The 24,300-nt window shown below is 70.2% G+C and carries 17 protein-coding genes; 6 read left to right on the plus strand and 11 right to left on the minus strand.

Annotated elements, in window-relative coordinates; translation table 11 throughout:
* Positions 1-3: 3 nt before the first annotated feature.
* Together LAJ50_RS18770 and LAJ50_RS18775 are read right to left on the minus strand one after the other, a co-directional pair.
* Positions 4-447 (minus strand): response regulator, encoded by a 444-nt coding sequence (locus LAJ50_RS18770; protein WP_138653809.1) that lies wholly within the window; start codon positions 445-447, stop codon positions 4-6.
* The gene (locus tag LAJ50_RS18775) at positions 444-2,276 is read right to left on the minus strand and encodes an ATP-binding protein (RefSeq protein WP_138653811.1); all 1,833 of its coding nucleotides are present in this window, start codon (positions 2,274-2,276) and stop codon (positions 444-446) included. The genes LAJ50_RS18770 and LAJ50_RS18775 overlap by 4 nt, the downstream gene beginning before the upstream one ends.
* A gap of 303 nt (positions 2,277-2,579) precedes the next feature.
* On the opposite strand from LAJ50_RS18775, the gene LAJ50_RS18780 reads away from it, so the two are divergent.
* A complete protein-coding gene (locus LAJ50_RS18780) occupies positions 2,580-4,187 on the plus strand; it encodes a glucan biosynthesis protein D (protein ID WP_138653813.1) in 1,608 nt (535 codons plus the stop codon).
* A gap of 334 nt (positions 4,188-4,521) precedes the next feature.
* Here LAJ50_RS18780 and LAJ50_RS18785 read toward each other — a convergent pair whose 3' ends face one another.
* The 8 genes from LAJ50_RS18785 to LAJ50_RS18820 all read right to left on the minus strand — a co-directional run bounded on the left by LAJ50_RS18785 (position 4,522) and on the right by LAJ50_RS18820 (position 17,143).
* Positions 4,522-4,968: a universal stress protein gene (locus LAJ50_RS18785; RefSeq protein WP_130552789.1), complete on the minus strand. Its 447-nt coding sequence runs from the start codon at positions 4,966-4,968 to the stop codon at positions 4,522-4,524.
* Positions 4,969-5,664: 696 nt separating this feature from the next.
* A complete protein-coding gene (uvrD, locus tag LAJ50_RS18790; protein ID WP_130552788.1) occupies positions 5,665-7,875 on the minus strand; it encodes a DNA helicase II in 2,211 nt (736 codons plus the stop codon).
* Between the two features lie 256 nt (positions 7,876-8,131).
* Positions 8,132-9,637 carry a tryptophan halogenase family protein gene (locus tag LAJ50_RS18795; RefSeq protein ID WP_138653815.1) on the minus strand — a complete coding sequence of 502 codons (1,506 nt, stop codon included), beginning with the start codon at positions 9,635-9,637 and terminating at the stop codon, positions 8,132-8,134.
* Positions 9,638-9,659: 22 nt separating this feature from the next.
* Positions 9,660-10,676, minus strand: coding sequence for a cupin-like domain-containing protein (locus LAJ50_RS18800; RefSeq protein ID WP_138653864.1), 1,017 nt, complete (start codon positions 10,674-10,676; stop codon positions 9,660-9,662).
* Entirely contained in the window at positions 10,676-11,371 is a 696-nt protein-coding gene (locus LAJ50_RS18805) for a SapC family protein (protein ID WP_130552785.1), read from the minus strand. Before LAJ50_RS18805 ends, LAJ50_RS18800 begins: the two co-directional genes overlap by 1 nt.
* A gap of 15 nt (positions 11,372-11,386) precedes the next feature.
* The gene (locus tag LAJ50_RS18810; protein WP_138653817.1) at positions 11,387-12,937 is read right to left on the minus strand and encodes a tryptophan halogenase family protein; all 1,551 of its coding nucleotides are present in this window, start codon (positions 12,935-12,937) and stop codon (positions 11,387-11,389) included.
* A gap of 213 nt (positions 12,938-13,150) precedes the next feature.
* A complete protein-coding gene (locus tag LAJ50_RS18815) occupies positions 13,151-16,237 on the minus strand; it encodes a TonB-dependent receptor (RefSeq protein WP_138653819.1) in 3,087 nt (1,028 codons plus the stop codon).
* 285 nt (positions 16,238-16,522) lie between these two features.
* Complete coding sequence (locus LAJ50_RS18820; RefSeq protein WP_130552782.1) at positions 16,523-17,143, minus strand: TIGR00645 family protein; 621 nt, start codon at positions 17,141-17,143, stop codon at positions 16,523-16,525.
* Positions 17,144-17,255: 112 nt separating this feature from the next.
* Between LAJ50_RS18820 and LAJ50_RS18825 the strand changes: the two genes are divergently transcribed.
* The 4 genes from LAJ50_RS18825 (at position 17,256) to LAJ50_RS18840 (ending at position 22,722) form a co-directional block, all read left to right on the plus strand.
* Positions 17,256-17,948 (plus strand): glutathione binding-like protein, encoded by a 693-nt coding sequence (locus LAJ50_RS18825; protein ID WP_138653821.1) that lies wholly within the window; start codon positions 17,256-17,258, stop codon positions 17,946-17,948.
* Positions 17,949-18,079: 131 nt separating this feature from the next.
* Positions 18,080-20,308: a S9 family peptidase gene (locus tag LAJ50_RS18830; protein ID WP_138653823.1), complete on the plus strand. Its 2,229-nt coding sequence runs from the start codon at positions 18,080-18,082 to the stop codon at positions 20,306-20,308.
* Between the two features lie 261 nt (positions 20,309-20,569).
* Entirely contained in the window at positions 20,570-22,357 is a 1,788-nt protein-coding gene (locus LAJ50_RS18835; protein WP_171044629.1) for a DUF885 domain-containing protein, read from the plus strand.
* The gene (locus LAJ50_RS18840) at positions 22,354-22,722 is read left to right on the plus strand and encodes a VOC family protein (RefSeq protein WP_224096392.1); all 369 of its coding nucleotides are present in this window, start codon (positions 22,354-22,356) and stop codon (positions 22,720-22,722) included. The genes LAJ50_RS18835 and LAJ50_RS18840 overlap by 4 nt, the downstream gene beginning before the upstream one ends.
* A 9-nt stretch (positions 22,723-22,731) precedes the next feature.
* Here the strand turns inward: LAJ50_RS18840 and LAJ50_RS18845 are convergent, their stop codons facing one another.
* A complete protein-coding gene (locus tag LAJ50_RS18845) occupies positions 22,732-23,184 on the minus strand; it encodes a hypothetical protein (protein ID WP_138653827.1) in 453 nt (150 codons plus the stop codon).
* A gap of 147 nt (positions 23,185-23,331) precedes the next feature.
* On the opposite strand from LAJ50_RS18845, the gene LAJ50_RS18850 reads away from it, so the two are divergent.
* Entirely contained in the window at positions 23,332-24,300 is a 969-nt protein-coding gene (locus LAJ50_RS18850) for a bestrophin family protein (RefSeq protein WP_138653829.1), read from the plus strand.

Genomic DNA, 24,300 nt, shown 5'->3' on the forward strand with positions numbered 1-24,300 from the left:
CGTTCAGGCCTGGCCCGGCGCTTCGTTGAACACGGCCCAGAACGTGCCCAGGGCCTTGACCGCGGTGAAGAACTGGTCGATGTCCACCGGCTTGACCACATAGGCGTTGGCGCCCAGATCCCAGCTGCGCACCAGATCGCTCTCCTCGCGCGAGGACGACAGGATCACCACCGGCAGCGCCTTGAGCGTCTCGTCGGACCGGATCGCGCGCAGCACTTCCAGCCCGTCCATGCGCGGCATCTTGATGTCCAGCAGCAGCACGGCCGGCAGGCCCTCCGGGCGCTCGGCGTGGGCGCCGCGGCGCAGCAGGTAGTCCAGCGCCTCCACGCCGTCCTCCACGTGCACGATGGGGTTGGCCAGGTTGGCCTCGCGCAGCGCGTCGATGGCCATTTCGGCGTCGGCGATGCTGTCTTCGGCCAGCAGGATGGTGCGGATCGGGGTACTCATGACAGGAACTCGGCAGGGGTGGGCCCGCGCGGGACGAAGGCATCGTCCGGCGAGCTGGGGATGACGAAATGGAACGTGGCGCCCTGGTCGGGCTCGGCTTCGGCCCAGACGCGGCCGCCATGGCGCGTCACGACGCGGCGCACGCTGGCCAGGCCGATGCCCGTGCCGGCGTACTCGCTGGATTTGTGCAGCCGCTGGAACACGCCGAACAGCTTGCCGGCGTAGGCCATGTCGAAACCGGCGCCATTATCGCGCACCCAGAAGTGATGCTCGCCTTCGCCTTCCAGGCGGTAGCCGATCTGGATGTGGGCGACCTCGCGCTTGCCGCTGTACTTGACCGCGTTGCCCAGCAGGTTCTGCCAGACCTGGCGCAGCATGTTCTCGTCGCCCACCAGGATCGGCAGCGGGTCGATGTCCCAGTCCACGCGCAGCGGCAGCGCGTGCTTGTCCGCGCTGACCTGCGCATCGAGCATCGAGCGCGTCTCGGCCACCAGCGACTGCATGTCCACCGCCTGCAGGCGCAGCGCGCTGCGGCCCAGGCGCGAGTACACCAGCAGGTCGTCGATCAGCGCCGACATGCGCCGCGCCGAGTCGCCGATCACCTGCAGGTAGTGGCGGCTGCGCTCGTCGGCCTCCTCGCCCAGGTGCCGGGACAGCTTGTCGGCGAAGCCGGACACGTGGCGCAGCGGCGCGCGCAGGTCGTGGGAGACCGAGTAGCTGAAGGCTTCCAGCTCGCGGTTGACGTCCGAGACCTGCTCGATCTTGCCTTCCAGCTGGCGGTTGAGGTCGATGATGCGCTGCTGGCTGGTCTTCTGCGTGGTGATGTCGCTGAGCGTCATCAGCACCGCATCGTCGCCGCCGTCGGGCAGGGCCATGCGCCGGGCGTTGAGCAGCAGGGTGCGCTGCACGCTGCCGCGGGTCAGCTGCTGGACCTCGTAGTCCCACAGCTCGCGCCCGCGCGCCAGCACGTCGGCCAGGCGCTGGCGCACCACCTCGTCGTCCCAGGCCTCGCTGAGCTCGTCCAGGCGCGGATGGCGCTGCGCCAGGACGTCCTCGTCGATGGCGTACAGCTCGGCGAAGGCGGCGTTGTGCAGCAGCACGCGCTGCTCACGGTCGAGCACCACGATCGGCTCGCGCACGGTCTGCAGCACCGAGGCGGCGCGCGCGTCGGCGCGCGAGCTGGCCTGTTCGGCCGACAGCCGCTGGCCCATCTGCCGCGCCAGCAGCCAGATGATCAGCACCAGCAGCAGCAGCTGCAGCACCATCGCGCCCAGGCTCAGCCAGCGCACCTGTTCGCGCCGGTCCTGGAAGTCGCGTTCGCGCTGGGCCTTCATCCGCTGTTCGTCGTGCAGCAGCTCCTGCAGCACCGGGTGGGCGGGCAGGTCGTTGGCGAGCAGCTTGAGGATCTGGGCCCGACGCGGGCCGGTGCTGTCCGGGAGTTCGGTCGCCAGCGTGACGCGCCGGGTCGCGATCTCGCGCAGGCGGCCCACCCGGACCTGGGTGTCGGGATTGTCCTGGGTCAGGGCCTGGAGCTGATCGAGCATGCGGCCCAGGACGGCCGGGGCGGCCTTCAGCCGCTCGCGCGCGACCGTGGCCTCCGCCCCCATCGCCAGCAGCAGGCTGCACTCCTCGGCCTCGCGCAGCTCCACCGTCAGCGCGTTGACCTGCGACTCGACCTGATGGGTGTGGGTGACCCACGCCGCCGCGTTGAGCGTGGACGCGAACAGCTGCTGCAGGAGCAGCGTCGGGAGGATGACGATGAGCAGGACGACCAGCGTCAGCAACGGCAGACGCCAATCCAGCCACTGCGACCGAAAGGACACGGACATGGGGGTATGGTGAAGGTGACGGGAAACCCGGGTCTTCACCCGGACTCTACATAAATTAATGCGACAGCATCCGCCTGCTTCCCGTCCGTCGCGCGCCGCCCCATCCCACCTGGACTGCGACCCGACACGCGAAACGCGTGCTCTGGAGCACGCCGCAAGTGGACCGTTAAAGATGTAAATTTTCCGTGAACCGATGTGAAGATGAATGGGCGGGGGCGCGTTTGGCGCCTTTGTCAGCAGACCGCCGACGCCACAACGCTTAGCATCTGTGCGACTCCCCTTGGTTGCCGCCCCGAAGCCTGCATGATCCGACGTCAATTCCTCACCCGCGCCGCCGGGACCCTGGCCGCCCTGGGCCTGCCCCCCTCGCTGCTGGCCTCGCAGGCGGCCCTGGCCGCGCCGGGCAGGTCCAACCTGGTGTTCGGCCCGGCCCAGCCCTTCGACTACGCCAGCCTGAAGGGCCAGGCGCGGGCGCTGGCCAGCGCGCCGTACAAGCCGCATGGCGGGCCGCTGCCGGCGGCCCTGGACGGGATCAGCTGGGACCACTACCAGGCCATCCGCTACCGCAAGGACCACGCGCTGTGGACCGGTCAGGACGATGCCTTCCTGGCCCAGTTCTTCCACATGGGCCTGTACTTCAAGCGGCCGGTGACCATGCACGAGGTCGCCGATGGCCAGGCGCGCGAGATCAAGTACAACGCCGGCATGTTCGACTACGGCGACAGCGGTCTGGCCAAGGCGCGGCTGCCGGACACGCTCGGCTTCGCCGGCTTCCGCCTCAACACCAAGGACGACCCGAACCGCGACTTCGCCGCGTTCCTGGGCGCCAGCTACTTCCGCGCGGTCGGCAAGGAGGGCCAGTACGGCCAGTCCGCGCGCGGCCTGGCCATCGACACGGGCATGGGCAAGCCGGAGGAGTTCCCGGATTTCGTCGCCTATTACCTGGAGCGCCCGGCCAAGGGCTCCAACACGCTGGTGGTCTATGGCCTGCTGGATTCGCCCAGCGTGGCCGGCGCCTACCGCTTCGCGCTGACGCCGGGCGAGCCGCTGCTGATGGACATCGATTGCGCGCTCTATCCGCGCACCAGCATCGAGCGCCTGGGCCTGGCGCCGTGCACCAGCATGTACCAGACCGGCGAGAACGACCGCCGCATGGCCTGGGACTGGCGCCCGGAGATCCACGACACCGATGGCCTGGCCCTGCACACCGGCAGCGGCGAGTGGATCTGGCGCCCGCTGACCAACCCGCCGCAGCTGCGCTTCAACGCCTTCGCTGACAACGATCCCAAGGGCTTCGGCCTGCTCCAGCGCGACCGCGACTTCGACCACTACCAGGACGATGGCGTGTTCTACGAGAAGCGCCCGTGCCTGTGGATCGAGCCCAAGGCCGGCTGGGGCGCCGGCTCGGTGCAGCTGGTCGAGATCCCGACGGTCGATGAGACCTTCGACAACATCGTGGCGTTCTGGAATCCCAAGGAAAAGCCGCAGGCCGGCCAGGAGCTGCTGTACGGCTACAAGCTGTTCTGGGGCTCGGCCGCGCCCTCGCAGCCGCCGCAGGCGCACTGCGTGGCCACCCGCACCGGCCTGGGCGGCGTGGTGGGGCAGAAGCGCAGCAAGTGGTCGCAGCGCTTCGCGGTGGACTTCGTCGGCGGCAAGCTGGCCGCGCTGGAAGCGGCCAACGCCAAGGTCGATCCGGCGCTGGAGATCCGCGGCGGAACGCTGGAGACGGTGTCGTGCCGCCCGCTGCGCGAGTTGCACGGCTACCGGGTGATGTTCGACGTGGTGCCGGACAAGGACGACAGCAGCCAGATCGACCTGCGCCTGTACCTCAAGGACACCAACGGATCGTTGAGCGAGACCTGGCTGTATCAGTTCAGTCCGCCGCCGGCGGCCGAACGCAAGGTTTACTGAGCCGCGCGGAACCGTTCGGCGCGCCCGCGGGCTCGTCAGCACGCGTCCCTGGGTTGCGCGCGTGAGCCCGAGGATGTCGGCAAAGCGGCCTCGGCGCGAACCGCGGCACGTGCGGCAGGCGGCCCGGGCCGCGGGCCCTGGACGGGATGCAAAGCGTTGCGGCGCCGGCCCTTTTGACCGTGCCGCCGCCAGGACTGCCGCGATCTGGACCAACGTCAGTGGATCCCCGCCTCCGCGAGGATGACGAGGACTGCTTCCCATCCACCCCGGCTGGGCGCGCCGCGCCCGAAGCGGGAGTCCCTGCACGTCGGCCGCCACGGCGCGGCGTGCCCGGTCAGCGCACCACCAGCACCGGCACCGTGCTGCGGGTCAGGACCTCGGCGGTCTGGCTGCCCAGCAGCACCCGGGTCATCCCGCGACGGCCATGCGAGGCCATCACCACCAGGTCGCTGCCGCGCGCGGCCATGGTTTCGAGGATGCCGTCGGCGGCGTAGCGGTCCAGCACGTGGATCGGCTCGGCCTCCACGTCCATCAGCTCGGCCCGGTCCAGCGCCGGCTGCAGGATGGCATTGGCGGCCTGCTCGCGCTCGGCGCGGTACTCGGGGCCGGATTCATAACCCACCACCCAGCCCTGCGCGTCGACCATGCCGCCGGCCCACGGCTCGGAGACGGTCAGGATGTCCACCTTGGCCCCCAGGCGCGCGGCCAGTCCCAGTCCCTGGTCCAGGCCGCGCAGGGACAGCGCGGAACCATCGATGGCAATCAGAATGCGTTGGTACATGGGACCCTCCACGCGTTGCGGTGAAGTCCCATTCAAGCGCGCACACGCCTCCTCCGCCTTGATCGCGATCAAAGGCACACAAAGAAGTCGCCCCTTCCAGCCCCCCCCGGCGGCACCACAAAGCAAGACGGCCGCTTCGGTTGAAGGCCACTCCGTCGAGCGCTGGCTCACAACGCCCGCCGAGGCCCACCCCCCGAAACCGTCCGGCGCTTGCTCCAGCTCTGCTCTAGCTCTGCTCTAGCTCTGCTTTAGCTCTGCTTTAGCTCTGCTTTAGCTCTGCTTTAGCTTTGCTCTAGCTCTAGCTCTAGCTCTGGCTCTGGCTCTGGCTCTGGCTCTGGCTCTGGCTCTGGCTTTGGCTTTGGCTCTCACCTCCCCGTGAGGCACGGCGGAGGGCCGAGGACAAGACCCGCAGGGCGCCGCACATGGATGTGCGGCGTTTTTCGAGGGGACAGGATGTCCCTTCGAAAAATCCCTCGGCCCGCAGCGGACCTGCGCATAGCGCAGGCGTGCCGCCCGGGTGTGCTTTCTTTGGCCTACCTTTCTTTGCACAAGCAAAGAAAGGTAGGTCGGGCCGCGAAGCGGCACGAAAGCCTTTGCTTCAAAAATTGACGCGAAAGCCACTGGGTTCCCGCTTTCGCGGGAACGACGATAGGGAATTTCTCAACGACTCCAAACCGCCAAGCAGGGCCCAACGCCTCAAGCCGGCGACAGATTCGCGTAGGCCAGCACCAGCCACTTGGCGCCTTCGTCGAACTGCACCTGGACGCGCGCGTGCGCGCCCGCGCCTTCGTAGTCGATGACCACTCCGGCCCCGAACTTCGGGTGCGACACGTTGGCGCCCAGCTTGAGCGCCGGCACCTCCAGCGGCGCATGGCCGGCACCGCCCCGGACCGCGCCCAGCGACGCGGCGCGCGACACCTGCACCTTGGGCCGCACCTCGTTGAGCAGCTCGCGCGGGATCTCGCGCAGGAAGCGCGAGGGCACGTTGTAGTTGTCCATGCCGTGGATGCGGCGCGACTCGGCGTAGGCCAGCACCAGCTTCTGCCGCGCGCGGGTGATGCCTACATAGGCCAGGCGACGCTCCTCCTCCAGCTTGCCCGGCTCCTCGACCGAACGCGCGCTGGGGAACAGCCCATCCTCCAGCCCGACCAGGAACACCAGCGGGAACTCCAGCCCCTTGGCCGAGTGCAGCGTCATCAGCTGCACGCCGTCCTCACCGGCCTGGGCCTGGCCTTCGCCGGCCTCCAGCGCCGCATAGGACAGGAACGCCACCAGCTCGTCCATGCTCTGCGCCGCATCGGGCGTGTCGTCCAGCTCCAGCGGATTGACCTCGGCGCGGGCGAAGCGCGAGGCCACCGAGACCAGTTCGTCCAGGTTCTCGGTGCGCGACTCGGCGTCCAGCCCGCCCTTGTTCTCGCGGGCCCAGTGCTCGCGCAGCGCCGAGCGTGCCAGCACGTGGTCGATCTTGTCCTTCAGGTCCAGCGCGGCGGTCTCCTCGCCCAACGCCTGGATCAGCTGCACGAACGCGGCCAGCGCGTTGCGCGCGCGCCCGGCCAGGTCGCCGCCCTGCGCGGCCTGGCGCGCGGCGTCCCACAGCGACAGCGACGCGCCGCGGGCCACGCGCCGCACCTCGTCCAGAGTGCGCTCGCCGATGCCGCGTGGCGGCGTGTTGACCGCGCGCTCGAACGCAGCGTCGTCGGCGCGGTTGGCGACCAGGCGCAGGTAGGCCAGCGCATCCTTGACCTCGGCGCGCTCGAAGAAGCGCATGCCGCCATAGACGCGATACGGCACCTGTTCGGCCAGCAGGGCCTCTTCCAGCGCGCGCGACTGGGCGTTGCTGCGATAGAGCACGGCGACCTCGCCGTAGCTGCCGCCCTCGCGCACCCACTGGCGCGCGCGCTCGACCACGTAGCGCGCCTCGTCGACCTCGTTGTAGGCCGCGTAGAGGTCGATCGGGTCGCCCTGGCCGGCATCGGTCCACAGCTGCTTGCCGATGCGGTCGGGGTTGTGCGCGATCACCGCGTTGGCCGCGCCCAGGATGTTGGCGGTGGAGCGGTAGTTCTGCTCCAGGCGGATGGTCTGGGCGCCAGGGAAGTCGGTGAGGAAGCGCTGCACGTTCTCCACCTTGGCCCCGCGCCAGCCGTAGATGGCCTGGTCGTCGTCGCCGACCACGAACACCTGCCCGCTGTCGCCGGCCAGCAGGCGGATGAAGCCGTACTGGATGGCGTTGGTGTCCTGGAACTCGTCCACCAGCAGCTGGCCGAAGCGGCGCCGGTAATGCGCCAGCAGCGCCGGGGTGTCGCGCAGCAGTTCGTGCGCGCGCAGCAGCAGCTCGGCGAAATCCACCAGGCCGGCGCGGTCGCAGCGCGCCTGGTATTCGGTGTAGGCGGCGACCATGGCGCTGAGCCATTCGTCGCGGCCCTCGGGCTGGATGTGCTGGGGGCGGCGGCCTTCGTCCTTCTGCTGGTTGATCCACCAGGCGATCTGGCGCGGCGGGTACTTGCCCTCGTCCAGTTCCAGCGCCTGGGCCACGCGCTTGACCAGGCGCTGCTGGTCGTCGGAGTCCAGCACCTGGAAGCCTTCGGGCAGGCGCGCTTCGTTGAAATGCAGGCGCAGCAGGCGGTGGGCCAGGCCATGGAAGGTGCCGATCCACATGCCGCGGCTGCCGTTGCGCAGCTGCGCATCGGTGCGCTGGCGCATCTCGGCGGCGGCCTTGTTGGTGAAGGTCACCGCCAGGATGCCGTGGGTGGGCACGCCCAGGACCTCGTTCAGCCAGGCAATGCGGTGGGTGAGCACCCGCGTCTTGCCCGAGCCGGCACCGGCCAGCACCAGGTAATGCCCGGAAGGGGCGGACACGGCCTCGCGCTGGGCCGGATTGAGATCGTCGAGCAGGTGGGAGACATCCATTGCCCGCCCATTCTACCGGGGCCGTCCTCAGGCCTTGAGAAAGGCGCGGAGAAGGTGGGAGGTCTACCGGGAAAGCCCTATCGCCGGCATGCCGGCTCCCACCACAGCAGGCGCTGCCGGCCGCTTCCGGAAGGCGCAAGTTGCCCCGTGGGAGCCGCCATGGCGGCGAGGGGCTTTGCCGGGAACGCCTCATCGCCGGCAGGCCGGCTCCCACCGAGCGCGCCGTCGCGCTGGCAGGGGCGTTGAGGGCCGCGGCTCAGGCCACCGCGGGGCGCGCCTGGGCGCAGTAGCTGCGCAGGTAGTCGGCGTGCGTCGGCAGGCGGGCCACGGTCTGTTCGACCTGCTGGTGGATGCCGTCCAGGAAGCGCGCCAGCTCGGCGTCGTCCATCAGGTCGGCGACCGGGTGGTACTGCGCGGGTGCGATGCCCTGGCCCAGCATCACCTGGATCCAGGAGTTCTCGGCGAACAGCTCGTTGGGCACATGGAACACGCGCCCGGTCTGCGCGAACAGGTCGATCCGGTGCCGCAGCGTGGCGGGGATGTCCATCTGCGCGCAGGCCTGCCAGAACGGCGTGTCGCGGCGGCGGGTGACGTGGTAATGCAGGATCACGAAGTCGCGGATGTGGATCATCTCGGCCTCGGTCTGCGCGTTGTACTCGTCGATGTCCACCTGCCGGATCACGTGTGGGAAGCACTGCAGCAGCCGGGTGAGGTTGCGCGAGACCAGATGGATGTTGGTCGACTCCAGCGGCTCCAGGAAGCCGCTGGCCAGGCCCAGCGCCACGCAGTTGCGCTGCCAGGTGACCCGACGCTGGCCGGGGGTGAAGCGCAGCAGGCGCGGCTCGAACAGCGGCGGCGCTTCCAGGTTGCCCAGCAGCGCCGCGCGCGCGGCCTCCTGGTCCATGAAGCGGCTGGAATAGACGATGCCGTTGCCGACGCGGTGCTGCAGCGGGATGCGCCACTGCCAGCCGGCCGCGCCGGCCATCGAGCGCGTGTACGGCACCGGCGGGCCCACCGATTCGGTCTGTACGGCCAGCGCGCTATCGGCGAACAGCCAGTGCGACCAGTCCTCGAAGGCGACCCCCAGCGTCTGCCCCAGCAGCAGCGAGCGGAAGCCGGTGCAGTCGATGAACAGATCACCCTCCACGCGCGTGCCGTCCTCCATCACCAGCGCGGCGATGTCGCCCTGCGCGCTGGTCTGCACGGCGGCGATCTTCCCTTCGATGCGGCGGGCGCCGAAGCCCTCGCTGAAACGGCGCAGGAAGCGCGCGTACAGCCCGGCATCGAGGTGGAAGGCGTAGTTCATGCCGTTGCGCGCCAAGTGGGCGAAGCGCTGCTCCTGCGCGGCGCGCAGCTCCAGGCAGTAGTCGCCGTAGTCGCGCGCCAGCCCGCGCTGGCGGCCCTTCATCCAGAAGTGCTGGAAGCCCGCGCTCCAGTGGTCCTTGCCGGTGGTACCGAAGGAGTGGATGTAGTCCTGGCCCGGCTCGCGCCAGCCCTCGAACTGGATGCCGAGCTTGATCGTGGCGCCGGTGGCAGCCATGAACGCCTGCTCGTCGATGTCCAGCAGGCGATGGAAGGTGACCAGCGTGGGGATGGTGGCCTCGCCCACGCCGACCGTGCCGATCTCCTCGGACTCGACCAGGGTGATGTCCAGCACCTTGCCCAGGGTGCGCGAGAGGGCCGCGGCGGCCATCCAGCCGGCGGTGCCGCCGCCGGCGATGACCACGCGCTTGACCGGGCGGGGCTGGGAACTGTCCGTCATGCGGTTCGATCCTTTGCGGCGCTCAGCGGTTGAGCCGCTGCAGCAGGCGCGCGCGCAGCTCGCGCGCGCGGGTGTCGTCCATCGGCGCCAGCGCGCCGCGCGCCTCGGGCGCGATATGCGCCACCGTCTCGGCGTCGGCGTCGAACACGTAGTGGCGGAACACCTCGCGCCAGTGCTCGCGCTCGTGCGCCGGCAGGTCGCGCACGCTCAGCAGCGCCAGCATCAGCGCGTTCATCGGCGAATCCATGTAGGCCGGGCTGCGCCGCCACCAGTAGTTCACCAGGATGTTGAACGGGGCCAGGCCTTCCATGTGGTGCCACCACAGCGAAGGGATCAGCACCGCGTCGCCCGGCTCCAGCACCGCGACCTGCGCATGGCGCAGCGCCTCGGCGAAGCGCGGATGGGCCTGGTAGTCGGGATCGGCGAAGTCCACCAGGCTGATCGCCTGCCCCGCCGGCGTGCGATCCAGCGGGCCGATGTACAGATTGGCCAGCTGCTCCGGCGGGAACAGCGTGACCCGGCGGCGACCCGCCACCACGCACGCGATGTTGTCGGGCACGTCCTGGTGGGCGGCGATGCTGGTGCGGTTGCCGATCCAGATGCTGGCCAGCGGCACATGCGCGCCCAGGTCCAGATCGTTCTCGGCGCGGAAGCCCGGCAGCCAGGTATCGATCGTCGTCGAGCCGACGTAGATCGCCGGCGGCGCGGGGTCCTGCAGGTAGCCCAGCAGCGTGTCCAGCACCACCGGCAGCGGCACGCGCTCCTGGCGGAAATTGAAGCCCTGCTGCCCGTCGGTATAGAAGAACCGGCCGCCGGTCTCGGGCGCGGCCACGGTGGCGACCACCGGGTCGGGGCGCGCGAAGCGGCGCAGATAGGCCACCGCCTCCTGCGCCGACGCCGCACCGGCCCGGGCCATGGGCCAGTCGGCCACCACGCCGCGCAGCACCAGCGGCCGGTCGGAGGCCAGCAGCTCGGGGCCGAGCGTGTCGGCGCGCAGGCCGTGGCGCTCCTCGATCGGGCGCGGCGTGGCGGGCTGCATCACGCGCCCTGCTCGAGGCGGCCGATCAGGTCGCGCAGGTGCGTCATCGAGGCCAGCGCCATGTAGATCGGCTCCAGATGGCCCGCATGCGCCAGCGCCTGCAGCGCCGCGCCGTCCAGCGCGCGCAGGCGCTCCTCGTGGATGGTGTAGAAGCCGCGCAGCTGAAGCGGCTGGCCGCCCGTCAGCTTCACGTCCAGCACGAAGGACTCCAGCAGTTCATGCGACAGCAGGGCCTGGATGAAGGCGTCGTTGCCGGCCAGCCCGTCGTGCAGGGTGCGCAGCAGCGCGACCATGTGCTGCAGCAGCGGCGCGTGGCCGCCGTGTTCGAGGAACAGCGGCTCGCCCTGCGGATCGATGCGCGGATGCTCCAGGTCGACATGCAGCATCGGTTCGCCCTGCGCGTCGTGCCCGATCGCGAACGGCTGGCGCTCGACCGCCATCGGCACATAGTGGGCATCCCAGCGATCGCCGCGCAGGAACAGGTTCTGCCCCGGCTGCAGGCCCAGCAGCGCCAGCGGATGGAAGCGGCCCTGCGCGTCCTTCTGGAACACGATCGGGTAATAGGCCTGCAGCGCGCGAAACTCGCCCGGGAAGGTCACCACGGACATCGCCGCATCGTCCACCCCCGCGCCGTGGCGGGTGGACACGCGCAGGTCGCGATGATCGATGTTGTTGAGCAGGGCGTGGCGCGGCATCGGCATTCCTGAGGATCAAAGGCGGGGCAGGCCGTGGGCCTTGATGTGCTCGACCAGCGCACGGTGGCTGGGCAGCGCCGGCAGCATGCGCTGCACCAGCGCCGCGCTCTCGGCGAAACAGGCCTGCGCGGCCTGCAGGTCTTCCGAGCGCCGCGCGGGGCGGGGTTCCGGACGCACGCCCATGCCGTAGAGGATGTACTGCCAGCTGGCCGAAGGAAAGATCTCCTCGCTGCGCGGAAAATCGCTGCGCGAGGGCGACTGGTGGCGCCACAGCTGCAGCAGCTCCCGCAGGCGCGGCGGCACGCTGGCGTCCTCGCGATGCGCCCGCCAGTAGGGCATCGTCCGGCGGCTGAGCACGTAGTGCAGCTTGAGGAACTCGATCACGCGCTGCCAGCGGTAGGCGAAGGTCTCGTTGAAACGCGCGGCCAGCAGGTCCATGTCGGCGCGCGTGGCCGGCATCTCGTCGGCCAGGCGCGCGGCCGCCAGTTCGACCAGCACCAGCGAGGAGGCCTCCAGCGGCTCGACGAAGCCGCTGGCCAGGCCGACCGCCACGCAATTGCGATGCCAGGGCGTGGGCCGATAGCCCGGCTGGAGATCGATGCGCCGCGCCGGCGGCAGCGTCGCCGCGGCGGGGCCGCCGGTGGCTTCGACATAGGCCCGCAGATCCGCCTCGGCCTCCTCGTCGGAGGTGAACGCGCTGCTGTACACATGGCCCACGCCGCGCCGCGCCGACAGGCCGATGTCCCAGATCCAGCCGGCGCGCTGCGCCGTGGACAGTGTCTGGCACGCGATCGGCGCGTCCGGATCGGCGTAGGGCACCTGCAGGGCCAAGGCGCGGTCGTTGAACAGCGTGTCCGAGACGCCGACCGGTGCGATGCCGTAGTGCGCGCCCAGCAGCAGCGCGCGCAGGCCGGTGCAGTCCACGAACAGGTCGCCCTCGAGCGCGGGCTGGTCGCGCACCGCCAGCGCGGCGATATCGCCGTTCTCGTGGCTGAGCACCGCGTCCATGTGGCCGACGATGTGCCGCACGCCGAGGCGTTCGACGCAGTGCTGGCGCAGGAAGGCGCCGAGCCGGGTCGCGTCCAGGTGATAGGCGTAGTTGGCGACCGCGGCGAACTCGGGGGTCGCGAACTGCTTGGGCCCGCGCCCGGCGTCGCACAGATGCGGCTGGAAGCAGGCCAGGTGCGCGAAGGGCACAGCGCCCTGCGCCGCCCAGGCCACGGCCAGCTGCGTCTCGCCGTAGCCCTTGGGCAGGGTGAAGGGATGGGTGTAGCGATCGTGCGCGCCGCCGTCGACCCAGCCGACGAACTGCGAGCCCTGCTTGAAGGTCGCATCGCAGGCGCGGACGAAGTCCGCCTCGCCCACGCCGATCCGGCGCAGCGTGTCGCGCATGGTCGGCCAGGTGCCCTCGCCGACGCCGATCGCCGGCACGTCGGGCGACTCGAGCACGCTCACCCGCAGCGTGGGGCCGTGGCGATCGCGATGCTCGGCGGCGATCAGTCCGGCCGTCAGCCAGCCGGCCGAGCCGCCGCCCACGATCACCACATGCCGGATTGCCTCGTCCATCGCGCTTCCCGAACCTTCAGCCTGCCTATCAAACGCGACGGGCCACTGGTTTGCCAGTGGCCCGTGCGCCGCGTCCACCCGCCACGCGGCGTTTCCCGCAACGCCTCGGCCCCCACCTCGTCGTTCCCGCGAAGGCGGGACCCCAACGACTCGATGCGGCGGGCCGAAGGCGCCGGATTCCCGCTTTCGCGGGAATCACGGCCCTGCGTGCGCTCAGAACTTGTAGCGCGCGCCGAACATGTAGCGCGGCCCGAACTGCTCCAGCGAGTAGATCTGGTGCTTGTTGCGGCCGTGCACGCGGGTGGACTCGTCGGTCACGTTGATGCCTTCCAGCGACACGCTGAAGTGGTCGTTGAACTCATAGCTGAAGCTGAGATCCAGCTGGCCATAGGCTTCGACGTAGAGCGGGTTGTCGCCCTTGCCATCGCCCAGGGCGCTGAGGAACTCGTCGCGCCAGTTGTACGCCGCGCGCGCCTGCCACGGGCCCTTGTCGTAGAACACCACGAAGTTGGCCGTGTCGCTCAGGCCGGTCAGCGCGAACTGGGTGCCCAGCACGCCGTTGTTGTAGGTCAGGCCCGAATCGACCTTGGTGTAGTTGGCCGCCACACCGAAGCCGGTCTCGCCGAACACGTGCTGGATGTTGAATTCCCAGCCATCGAGCTTGTCCGAGCGGTTGTTGACCGGCTTGGAGATGTTGAACTCCAGCACCGGGTCGCCCGGCTGGCCGACGATGCTGCCATTGGCCGCGTTCACGCCCGGGTCGCCGTCGTGGTTGGCGAAGATGTAGTCGCGGATGCAGGGACGGTCGGTCTGCGCGCAGCCGGCGGCCACGGCCTCGTTCCAGTACGCGCCACCGGCGGGGGTGTACAGGTCCGGGATCGGGGTCTCGCGCTGGGTCTGGCGGGCAATGAAGTTGTCGATCTTCTTGTAGAAGTAGCCGACCGAGACATAGCTGCCCTCGGCGTAGTACCACTCCCAGGACAGGTCCAGGTTCCTGGACACCAGCGGCTTGAGCGCCGGGTTGCCCGAACCGCCGCCGCCGCCGTCGTAGCGCGCGGGGCTGCCGAGCGTCTGCGCGGCATTCAGGTCACCCCAGTTGGGACGGCCGATGGTCTTGCCGGCGCTGAAGCGCAGCTTCATGTCCGAGGTCAGGTCCAGACCCAGGTCCAGGTTCGGCAGCCAGTACTTGTAGTCGCCGCCGAGGGTGTAGAACTCGTTGCCCTGGTAGACCAGGTTGAACTCGTTGGCGCTGGCCCAGTTGACCGCCACCGGCGCCGGCTGCAGCGCCGAGGCGGTGACCTTGGTGTCCTCGTAGCGCACGCCGACGGCCACGCTCAGCGGCATGGACAGGTCGTAGGTGTTGCTCCACTCCAGGTAGGCGCTGTGCGACTTCTCCTGCACGCGGCTGTCGCCCACCGTGCGGCTGGCCGAGCTGCCCGGCACCGCGGCGCCGGAATAGTCGGTCGAGGCCAGGTAGTCCTCCGGCACGCCCAGGCCGGCGTTGGTGCGGGCATTGGCCGCGGCCTGGCGCATGGCCTCGAAGTCGAACAGGAAGAACGCATCGGAGAAGGCCGGGCTGTTGGCGCCGCCGCCGTCGAAGTAGTCGCCCATGTGCGCCAGCTTGAACAGCGAATCGTCATAGGCGCCCGGGCCGGCGGGCACGTTGCCGCCCCAGGTGTCCAGCTGCACGTTGGTGAAGGCCGAGCGGTTCTTGTACTCGGTGCTGGACACGCCGAAGTTCAGCTTCGAGTAGTCCTCGAACTGGAACTGGCCGGACAGCTGGCCCTGCTTGATCTTGGCCTTCTGGTAGTCGTTGCGGAACACCGAACCGGTGGCCTGCATCATCGACGGGTCGATCTCGCTCATGCCCGGCGGCAGGTTGAGCATCAGGATCGGGAAGTCGCCGCTCATGTCGAAGCCGGCGCCCTGGCGGAAGAAGCCGGCGGTGGACATGGTGTTGCTGGAGCCGTACGGGCTGTCCGGGCGCGACTCGGCGCTGGAGTCGTGGTAGTCGAAGTTCAGGCTGAAGCTGTCGGTCACGCGCCAGTCGACGTTGAAGCCCAGCGACTTGTTCTCATGCACCACGGCGGTCTTGGACGCGCCCATGGCCAGGTCCGAGCAGCCCGGGTCGGTCGCGCCGCCCGGATAGACGCGCGGCGTGCAGCCGTAGGTCTCGTGATAGGTCAGCGGCGAGGAACCGGAGCCATCGGTCCACGAACTCTGGTCCGGCGTGAAGTTGAACCACACCGACATGTCGTTGCGCGCCGACTGGATCTTGTTTTCCGAGTAGGTGTAGTCGAGCGTGGCGGTCAGGTTGTCGGTGGGCGCGAACTGGAAGGCCAGCTGGCCGTTGGTGCGCTGGCGATGCACCGAATTGACCGAGTAGCCCAGGCTCTGCGGCATCGAATACACATCGTTCGGGCCCGGACGGTTGGTGACGTTGGGCGAGGCGGCCAGCGCGCCGTTCGGGCCGCCCACGCCGTTGGCCTGCGGGGTATCGATGTAGGTCTGCCAGCCGTTGCCCGGCGCGACCTGGGCCAGGGCCGACCCGGACTCGCGGTCCTGGCGGCTGGCGCTCAGCGAGACGCCGAAGCGGTTGTCGGCCCAGGTGTTGCTGAAGATGCCGGAGATTTCCGGCGTGACGCTTTTGCCCTCGTAATGGCCCGGCAGATCGTCGTCGGAGGTGTCCACCACGCCCTTGACGCCGGCGCTGGCGTGGAAGCCCGGGTTCTCCAGCGGACGGGCGGTCTTGATGTTGATCGTGGCGCCGATGCCGCCGGCCGGGGTGCTGGCGCGGCTGGTCTTATAGACCTCCACCGCCGAGATCGCCTCGGAGGCCAGGTCGGAGAACTCGAACGCGCGGCCGCCGGTGGCGGTCGGCATCTGGCGGCCGTTGAGCAGCACCAGGTTGAAGTCCGGCCCGACGCCGCGCACGGTGACCTTGGAGCCTTCGCCGTTGCTGCGGTCGATGGACACGCCGGTGATGCGCTGCAGGGACTCGGCCAGGTTGGTGTCCGGGAACTTGCCCATGTCCTCGGCGACGATGCCGTCGACCACGCCCTGCGAATCGCGCTTGAGGTTGGCCGAGGACATCATGCTCTGGCGGATGCCCTTGACCTGCACCGCATCCAGGTTGGTGGCATCGGTACTGGATTGCGCGCTGGCATTGCCCGGCGTGGCCTGTGCGGCCGAACCGCCGGACGGTTCCGGCGCCGTCTGCGCGGCGGCCGTCGTGGACAACGCGACCAGCATCGCCGACACCAGCAACTGCCGACGCGGCATGGCAACCATGTGCTTCATAAGACCCTCCCCAGGCACGAAATGACAAACGCCGCGCTAGCCCCCGATGGAGGCCCCCTCACGGCAGTGGTGCGCCGTTTTGTCAGAGGGTGACAGCGCTGTCACGCCGCATCGCAGCACCGTGCCCGCAGGCCACGCGCCGCCACCGCAGGTGTCGGCCGATGCGGCTTGCGCCATAAGGCCCTGCGGCGGGGCTGGAAGCGATTACGCATCGCCGCGCTCCGATGACAACGTTGGTCACGCGAGTGACCGAGGAGACATCGGCGCCCCTCCGCCCCGCCGCCGTCAGTGCGCGGGTTTTTGCGCGGCCTGCACGCCCTGCATCAGGCGGTCGGTCCAGGCGATGCCGATGGCCGAGAGGATGAAGACGCAGTGGATGATGGTCTGCCACAGCACGCCCTGCGGGGTCAGCGTGGAGCAGCCGGTGGTGCCGATGGCGCTGGCCGTGGCGGCGCTGGCCAGCAGCTCGGGCGAGCAGAACGGCAACCCGCCCAGCGCGCCGGCGGCGATGAAGGTCTTCAGCAGGTGGATCGAGGAGATGCCGATGATCGCCATCGCCAGCTTGACCTTGAGCACGCTGGCGTTGACGTGGCTGAGCCACTCGGGCTGGTCGGGGTGGCCTTCCAGGCGCAGGCGCGAGACGAAGGTCTCGTAGCCGCCGACGATCACCATCACCAGCAGGTTGGAGATCATCACCACGTCGATCAGCCCCAGCACGATCAGCATGATCTGCTGTTCGCCCAGGCTGGGCGCCTCGTGGATCAGGTGCCACAGCTCCTTGCCGAACAGGAACACGTACACGCACTGCGCCAGGATCAGGCCCAGGTACAGCGGCAGCTGCAGCCAGCGCGAGGCGAAGATCAGGCCGGCGATGGGGTGGAGGCGGGCGGGCGGCTGGGGCGACATGGCGGAACGGTTCGTCTCGTGGGCGCGGCAGCGTAGCCATGCCGCCATGACACTGCCAAGCGAAGCCGCGCCGTAGACTCGCCTTCTTTCAGCACTGTAAGGAACCGGCGCGATGATCGACCTCTATTACTGGCCCACGCCCAACGGACACAAGATCACCCTGTTCCTGGAAGAGGCCGGGCTGGACTACACGATCAAGCCGGTGAACATCGGCGCCGGGGATCAGTTCGTCGCCGACTTCCTGGCCATCTCGCCCAACAACAAGATGCCGGCCATCGTCGACCACACCCCGGCCGACGGCGGCGCGCCGCAGAGCGTGTTCGAATCCGGCGCGATCCTGCTGTACCTGGCCGAGAAGACCGGCGCCTTCCTGCCGGCGCAGGCGCGCGCGCGGATCGAGGCGCTGGAATGGCTGTTCTGGCAGGTGGGCGGGCTGGGGCCGATGCTCGGCCAGAACCACCACTTCAACCAGTACGCGCCGGAGAAGATCCCCTACGCCATGGACCGCTACACCAACGAGACCCGGCGCCTGTACGGCGTGCTGGACAAGCGCCTGGACGGCCGCGATTTCCTTGCCGGGGACTATTCCATCGCCGACATGGCGGCCTATCCGTGGATCGTGCCGCACGCCAAGCAGAAGATGGATCTGGTGGACTTCCCCAACATGGCGCGCTGGTTCGACGCCATCAGCCAGCGTCCGGCGACCGCGCGCGCCTACGCCCTGGGCCCGCAGGTCAATCCCGCCCTGGGCGAACCGCTGACCGAAGAACAGCGCCGGCACATGTTCGGCCAGCCGCCGCGGTAAGCGCCTGCCGGGTGGAGGCTGCCTGCTCGGTGGGAGCCGCCATGGCGGCGATGGCGCCTTCCCGGTAAAGCCCATCGCCGCCGTGGCGGCTCCCACCCCCAGCCGCAGGTGGCATCGACGATCATGTCCGCATGAAGCCTGCTCCTGCCCTCGCCCTCCAGCCCCTCACCCTAGAAGCCATCACCGGCGATGCGCCGCTGAGCGGGCCGAGCCTGCTCAAGCCCACCCTGTCGCCCGACGGCGCGCGCGTGGCCTATCTGCGCGGCCGCGACGGCGCGCGGCACCGACTGGACCTGTGGTGCTACGACGTCGCGGCCGGCCAGCACCGTCTGCTGGTCGATGCCGACCACGTGCTGCCGGCAGGCGACGAGCGGCTCAGCGCCGAGGAAGCCGCGCGCCGCGAGCGCCAGCGCATCGCCGCCTACAGCGGCATCGTCGAGTACCAGTTCTCGCACGACGGCGCACGGCTGCTGTTCCCGCTGGGCGGCGCGCTCTACCTGTACGACCTGCGCGCCGCGCCGGCGCAGGCGGTGCGGACGCTGACGCATGCCGAGGAGGGCTTCGCCACCGATGCGCGCTTCTCGCCGCGCGATGGCTTCGTCGGCTTCATCCGCGGGCGCGACCTGTGGGTGGTGGACCTGGCCGACGGCGTGCAGCACCGGCTGACCCACGACGGCGATGCGGTCATCGGCAACGGCGTGGCCGAGTTCGTCGCCGACGAGGAGATGGGACGCCACACCGGCTACTGGTGGGCTCCGGACGACAGCGCCCTGGCGTTCGCGCGCATCGACGAATCGCCGGTGCCACTCAAGCAGCGCAGCGAGCTCCACGCCGACCGCACCGTGGTGGTCGAACAGCGCTATCCGGCCGCCGGCGAGCCCAACGTGGAGGTGCGGCTGGGCGTGATCGCGCCACGCGCGGGCGCGGCCCCACGCTGGATCGACCTGGGCACCGACCCGGACATCTATCTGGCCCGGGTGACCTGGCGCGATGCGCAGCGCCTGGCCTTCCAGCGCCAGTCGCGCGACCAGCAGCGCCTGGACCTGATCGAACACGACCTGCGCACCGATGCGCAGCGCACCCTCGTCACGGAGACCTCGCCGACCTGGGTCCCGCTGCACGATGCGCTGCGCTTCCTGGACGACGGGCGCTTCGTGTGGGCGTCCGAACGCAGCGGCTTCCTGCATCTATCCCTGCACGAAGAGGATGGCACGCTGGGCACGCCGCTGACGGAAGGCGCGTGGCCGGTCGATGCGCTGCTCGGCGTCGATGCGGTACGCAGTCTGGTGTACTTCAGCGCCGGCATGCGCGAGGGCATGGCGGCGCCGACCCAGGCGCATGCGTTCGCCGTGCCCTTCGATGGCGGCCCGCCGCAGGCGCTGACACGGGAGGCGGGCCTGCATGCGGTGAGCTTCGCGCGCGATGCCAGCGTGTTCGTCGATCACTGGTCCAGCCCGTCGGTGCCGCCGCAGCTGGTGCTGCATCGCGCCGACGGCACGCCGCTGGCCACGCTGCTGGCCAACGACCTCGACGATCCCCGCCATCCGTATGCGCCCTACCGCGCCGCGCATCGCCCGCCGCGGTTCGGCACCTGCCTGGCCGCCGATGGCGTCACGCCGCTGCACACCAGCCTGCTCCTGCCGCCCGGCTTCGACCCGTCGCGGCGCCATCCGGTGATCGTGCATGTCTACGGCGGCCCGGCCGCGCAGACGGTGACCGAGAGCTGGCCCACGCGCGGCGATGCCTGGCTGGACCAGTCCCTGGCCCAGCGCGGCTACGTGGTCTTCAGCGTGGACAACCGCGGCACGCCGCGGCGCGGGCGTGCCTTCGGCGGCGCGCTGTACGGGCGGCAGGGCACGGTCGAAGTGGACGACCAGTGCGCGGCGGTGGACTGGCTGCGCGCGCAGCCCTGGGTCGACCCGGCGCGCATCGGCGTGTACGGCTGGTCCAACGGCGGCTATCTGACGCTGATGCTGCTGGCGCGCGCGCCGCAGCGATTCGCCTGCGGCGTGGCCGGCGCCCCGGTTGTCGACTGGGCGCTGTACGACACCCATTACACCGAACGCTACATGGGCCATCCGCGCGCCAACGCCGACGGCTACGCCCAGGCCAGCGTGCTGAGCCATGTGGCGGGCATCGCGCCGGGGGCGCTGCTGCTGATGCACGGCATGGCCGACGATAACGTGCTGTTCTCCAACGCCACCGCCCTGATGAGCGCCCTGCAGGCGCGCGGCACCGCCTTCGAACTGATGGCCTTCCCCGGCGCCCGGCACGGGCTGCTGGGACGCGACGCGCTGTTCCGCTACCGGATGATGGAAGACTTCTTTGCGCGCAAGCTGAAGGGCGGCAGCGCAGGCTGAAGGCTTCGAGCCACTGCTCCGCCCTCTCCCTCTCGCCGCAGGCGAAGGGGAGCTGCAAGTCGCGACTGGCGACTGAGGGGATGGAGTGCTGTTGCTCTTCGCTTCGGCGCCTTCCCGGGGAAAGCCCCAACCCTCCCCTCAATCGCTAGCCGCGATTTCGAGTCCCCTGCGTGATGCGCGAGGGAGAGGGCCTATGGTTGCCTCCCTGCGCTGCAATGCGTAGCGTCGCCGCACCCTCCCTGCTGCCAGGTGTCGTCCATGATCAAGCCGCTGGTGTTCGCCCTTGCCCTGGCGCTGTGCGCGCCGCTGCCCGGCGTGGCGGCCGAGGCGACCTCGCCGGCCGCGCCGGCCTGGGTCGCGCGCAGCAACACCTATGCCGAGGCGCTGCTGGAGGCGCAGGCAGCCTTCATGCCCGAGATGGCCAGCCAGGTGGGCCTGTCGGCCTACGACGCCCAGGTGGCCGACTTGGGGCCCAACCAGCCGGCGCGCTACCGCGCGGCGATGACCGCCGCGCGCGGCAAGCTGGAGGCCGCGCTGCAGACCGAACGCGATGCCAACGTGCGCCAGGACCTGCAGATCCTGCTGCATGCGGTGGACATGGAGCTCCAGGGCAGCCAGCTCAACGAGGACCTGCTGCTGCCTTGGGTCGACGCGCCGCAGTCGGTGTTCAACGGCATCAACAACCTGCTCTCCGACCAGGTGCCGCCCGCGCGCCGGGCCAAGGCGCTGGACCGGCTGAAGGCCTACGTGGGCCTGACCCCGGGCAGCACGCCGTTCACCACGCTCGCGCGCCAGCGCTACGAGGAGAAGCTGGCCAACCCGGCGCTGCTGCCGCCGACCAGGCTCGAGGTCGAGCGCGCCCTGTCCAACGTGGACACCTACATCGACGGCATCCGCGAGCTGTTCGTCGAGTACAAGATCGCCGGCGCCGAGCCGGCGCTGGCGCGCATGGCCGCCGAGCTCAAGGCCTACGCCGACTGGACCCGTAGCACCGTGCTGCCCAAGGCGCGCACCGACACGCGCCTGCCGCCGCAGCTGTACGCCTTCCAGCTCAAGCAGGTCGGCATCGACATCGATCCGCAGCAGCTGATGCAGCGCGCGCAGGTGGAGTTCATGGAGACCCGCGCGGCCATGCAGCAGCTGGCGCCGCAGGTGGCCAAGGCGCAGGGGCTGCGCGACACCGACTACCGCGCGGTGGTCAAGGCGCTCAAGCGCGGCACCATCGCCAACGACCAACTGGAGGCGCACTACCGCGATGTGATCGACCGGATCGACCCGATCATGAAGCGCGAGCGCATCGTCACCGTGCCCAAGCGGCCGCTGCAGATGCGGCTGGGCTCGGCCGCCGAGAGCGCCGCCTCGCCCGCGCCGCACTACCTGCCGCCGCCGCTGGTGGGCAACACCGGCCAGCAGGGCCAGTTCGTGCTGCCCATCGGTAACCCGTCGGCCGATGGCCAGGACGCCGGCAGCCGCTACGACGATTTCAACTTCGCCGCCGCGGCCTGGACGCTGAGCGCGCACGAGGGCCGCCCGGGCCACGACCTGCAGTTCGCCGCGATGGTCGAACGCGGCCTGTCGCTGGCGCGCACGCTGTTCGCGTTCAACTCGGTCAACGTCGAGGGCTGGGCGCTGTACGCCGAGGCCGAGATGGTGCCTTACGAGCCGGCCGAGGGGCAGATGATCGCGCTGCAGTTCCGCCTGCTGCGCGCGGCGCGCGCGATGCTGGACCCGATGCTCAACCTGGGCCTTATCGACCGCGAGCGCGCGCGCCTGGTGCTGGAGAACGACGTGGGCCTGTCGCCGGCGATGGCGCGCCAGGAGCTGGACCGCTACACCTTCAACGCACCCGGCCAGGCCGGCAGCTACTTCTACGGCTACAGCCGGATCCTGGAGCTGCGCATGCAGACCGAACTGGCGCTGGGGCCAAAGTTCGACCGGCAGGCGTTCAACGACTTCCTGCTCGACCAGGGCCTGCTGCCGCCCGATCAGCTGGCCGAGGCGGTGCGCACGCAGTTCGTTCCGCGGTACGCGGACAAGGCCGCGCCGTGAAGCCGCCGGTCGTGCGCCGCGTGGTCGCCAACCTGGTCACCTCCGACCCGGCCGGGCTGGCGGCGTTCTATCGGACGGTGTTCGATCTGGAGATCGCGATGGACCATGGCTGGATCGTCACCCTGGCCAGCGACGCGGCGACCATGACGCCCCAGGTCTCGCTGGCCAGCGAAGGCGGCAGCGGCGCGCCGGTGCCGCAGCTGTCGATCGAGGTGGACGATGTGGCCGGCGCCTATGCGCGGGTGCAGGCCCTGGGTGCGCCGGTCGCGTATCCGCTGACCGACGAGCCCTGGGGCGTGCGGCGCTTCTTCGTGCGCGATCCGGCCGGACACCTGCTCAACGTGCTGGCGCACCTTCCGCGCTAGGGCCTTGGGTCAGGGCGTGGCGGGCGCCATCTCGGCCGCGTGCTCGGCGCCCGGCGGGACGTAGATCGCCACGCCGTTGGCCTGCTTCTGCTGGGTGGGAATGCCGATGCCGATCCCGCCGCCGACGTGGCCGCCATAGCTGCCGCCGCCGACCGACAGGCCCACCGGCGAGCGCCCGCCGGCGCCGGCGCCGATCAGCACCACGCCATTGGCGCCGAGCTTGGCGGCCTCGTTCTTGAGCCGGCGCATGGCCGCGTCGGTCTGGCCCTGGGTGCCGAAGCCGACCGCGCTCTGCGCCTCGAGCTGGGCGATCTGCACCGCGCCGGGCGGCACGGCGGTGTAGACGCGCACGGTGGCCGGGTCCACCGGCGGGCGGGGCGAGGACAGCATCACCTTGGTGGTGCCGGCGCAGGCGGCCAGGCTGAGCAGCAGCGGGGCGAGGAACAGGGCGCGCTTGGACATGGTCGAAACTCCGGCAATGGGCGAGGACGGCCCTCCAGGCCGGCATGATCCACGGCGCGCGCTGAACCGCAACGTCCCAGGCGGCGCGTGGCGCCGCGCGGGCGTCGGGGCGATCATGGCCTGTCCGGTTTTCCTGTCCCCCTTCGCATGATCCTGCGTCCACGCCCCACCACTTGGCAGCTGCTGTACCTGACGCGCGGCTCGATCCTGCCGCTGGTGGCGCCGCGGCTGCTGTTCGTCGGCGCGGTGGCGTGCCTGGCGTCGTGGTTCGCCCAGCGGCATCCGCCGGCGTTCGCGCAGATCACCGTCGCGCCCTTCACCCTGATCGGCATCGCGCTGTCGCTGTTCCTGGGCTTCCGCAACAGCGCCTGCCACGAGCGCTGGTGGGAAGGCCGCAAGCAGTGGGGCGCGCTGCTAGTCCACACCCGCGCGCTGGCGCGGCAGACCGACGCCCTGCTGGCGCAGGCGCCGGAGCTGCGCATCGAATTGCTGCGCGCGGCCATCGGCTTCACGCATGCCCTCAACGCCCGCCTGCGCGGCGGCCAGGTATCGGCCGCGGCCGCGCCCTGGCTGCCGGCCGAGCCGGCCGCCGCCATCGCCGCCGCGCCCAACCCGACCGACGCGGTGCTGGGCTGGATGAGCCGCCGGCTGGGCCAGGCCCTTCACGATCAGCAGGTCCATCCGCTGCTGTATCCGAGCCTGGCCGCGCCCGTCGCCGGCCTGGGCGAGGTGCAGGCCGCGTGCGAGCGCATCCACGGCACGCCGCTGCCGTTCGCCTACACGCTGCTGCTGCATCGCACCGCGCTGCTGTTCTGCACGCTGCTGCCGTTCGGCCTGGCCGGCGATAGGGCCTGCCCTCCACTCCCGAGTAGGCCGCGTTGGCGCTGCAAGGCCGTCAGGTTTGCGCCGCGTGGCGCAGGCTTGACTGGCCGTCAGGCCAAGCCGCGCGGCGCGAAGATGGCGGCCTTGCAGCGCCAACCCGAAGGGCCGCCCTTGCGCGCACCCGGGACAGCGTCATTGCTCGGTCGTGGACGGACGTCCACTCCCTCCCGCTTCCTTGCCCCGGGCACGCGCAAGGGCGGCGCGGCCTACTCGGGAGTGGAGGGCAGGCCCTAG

Origin of the sequence: Pseudoxanthomonas sp. X-1 (assembly GCF_020042665.1) — a bacterium.
In the GTDB taxonomy this organism is placed as follows: Bacteria; Pseudomonadota; Gammaproteobacteria; order Xanthomonadales; family Xanthomonadaceae; genus Pseudoxanthomonas_A; species Pseudoxanthomonas_A spadix_A.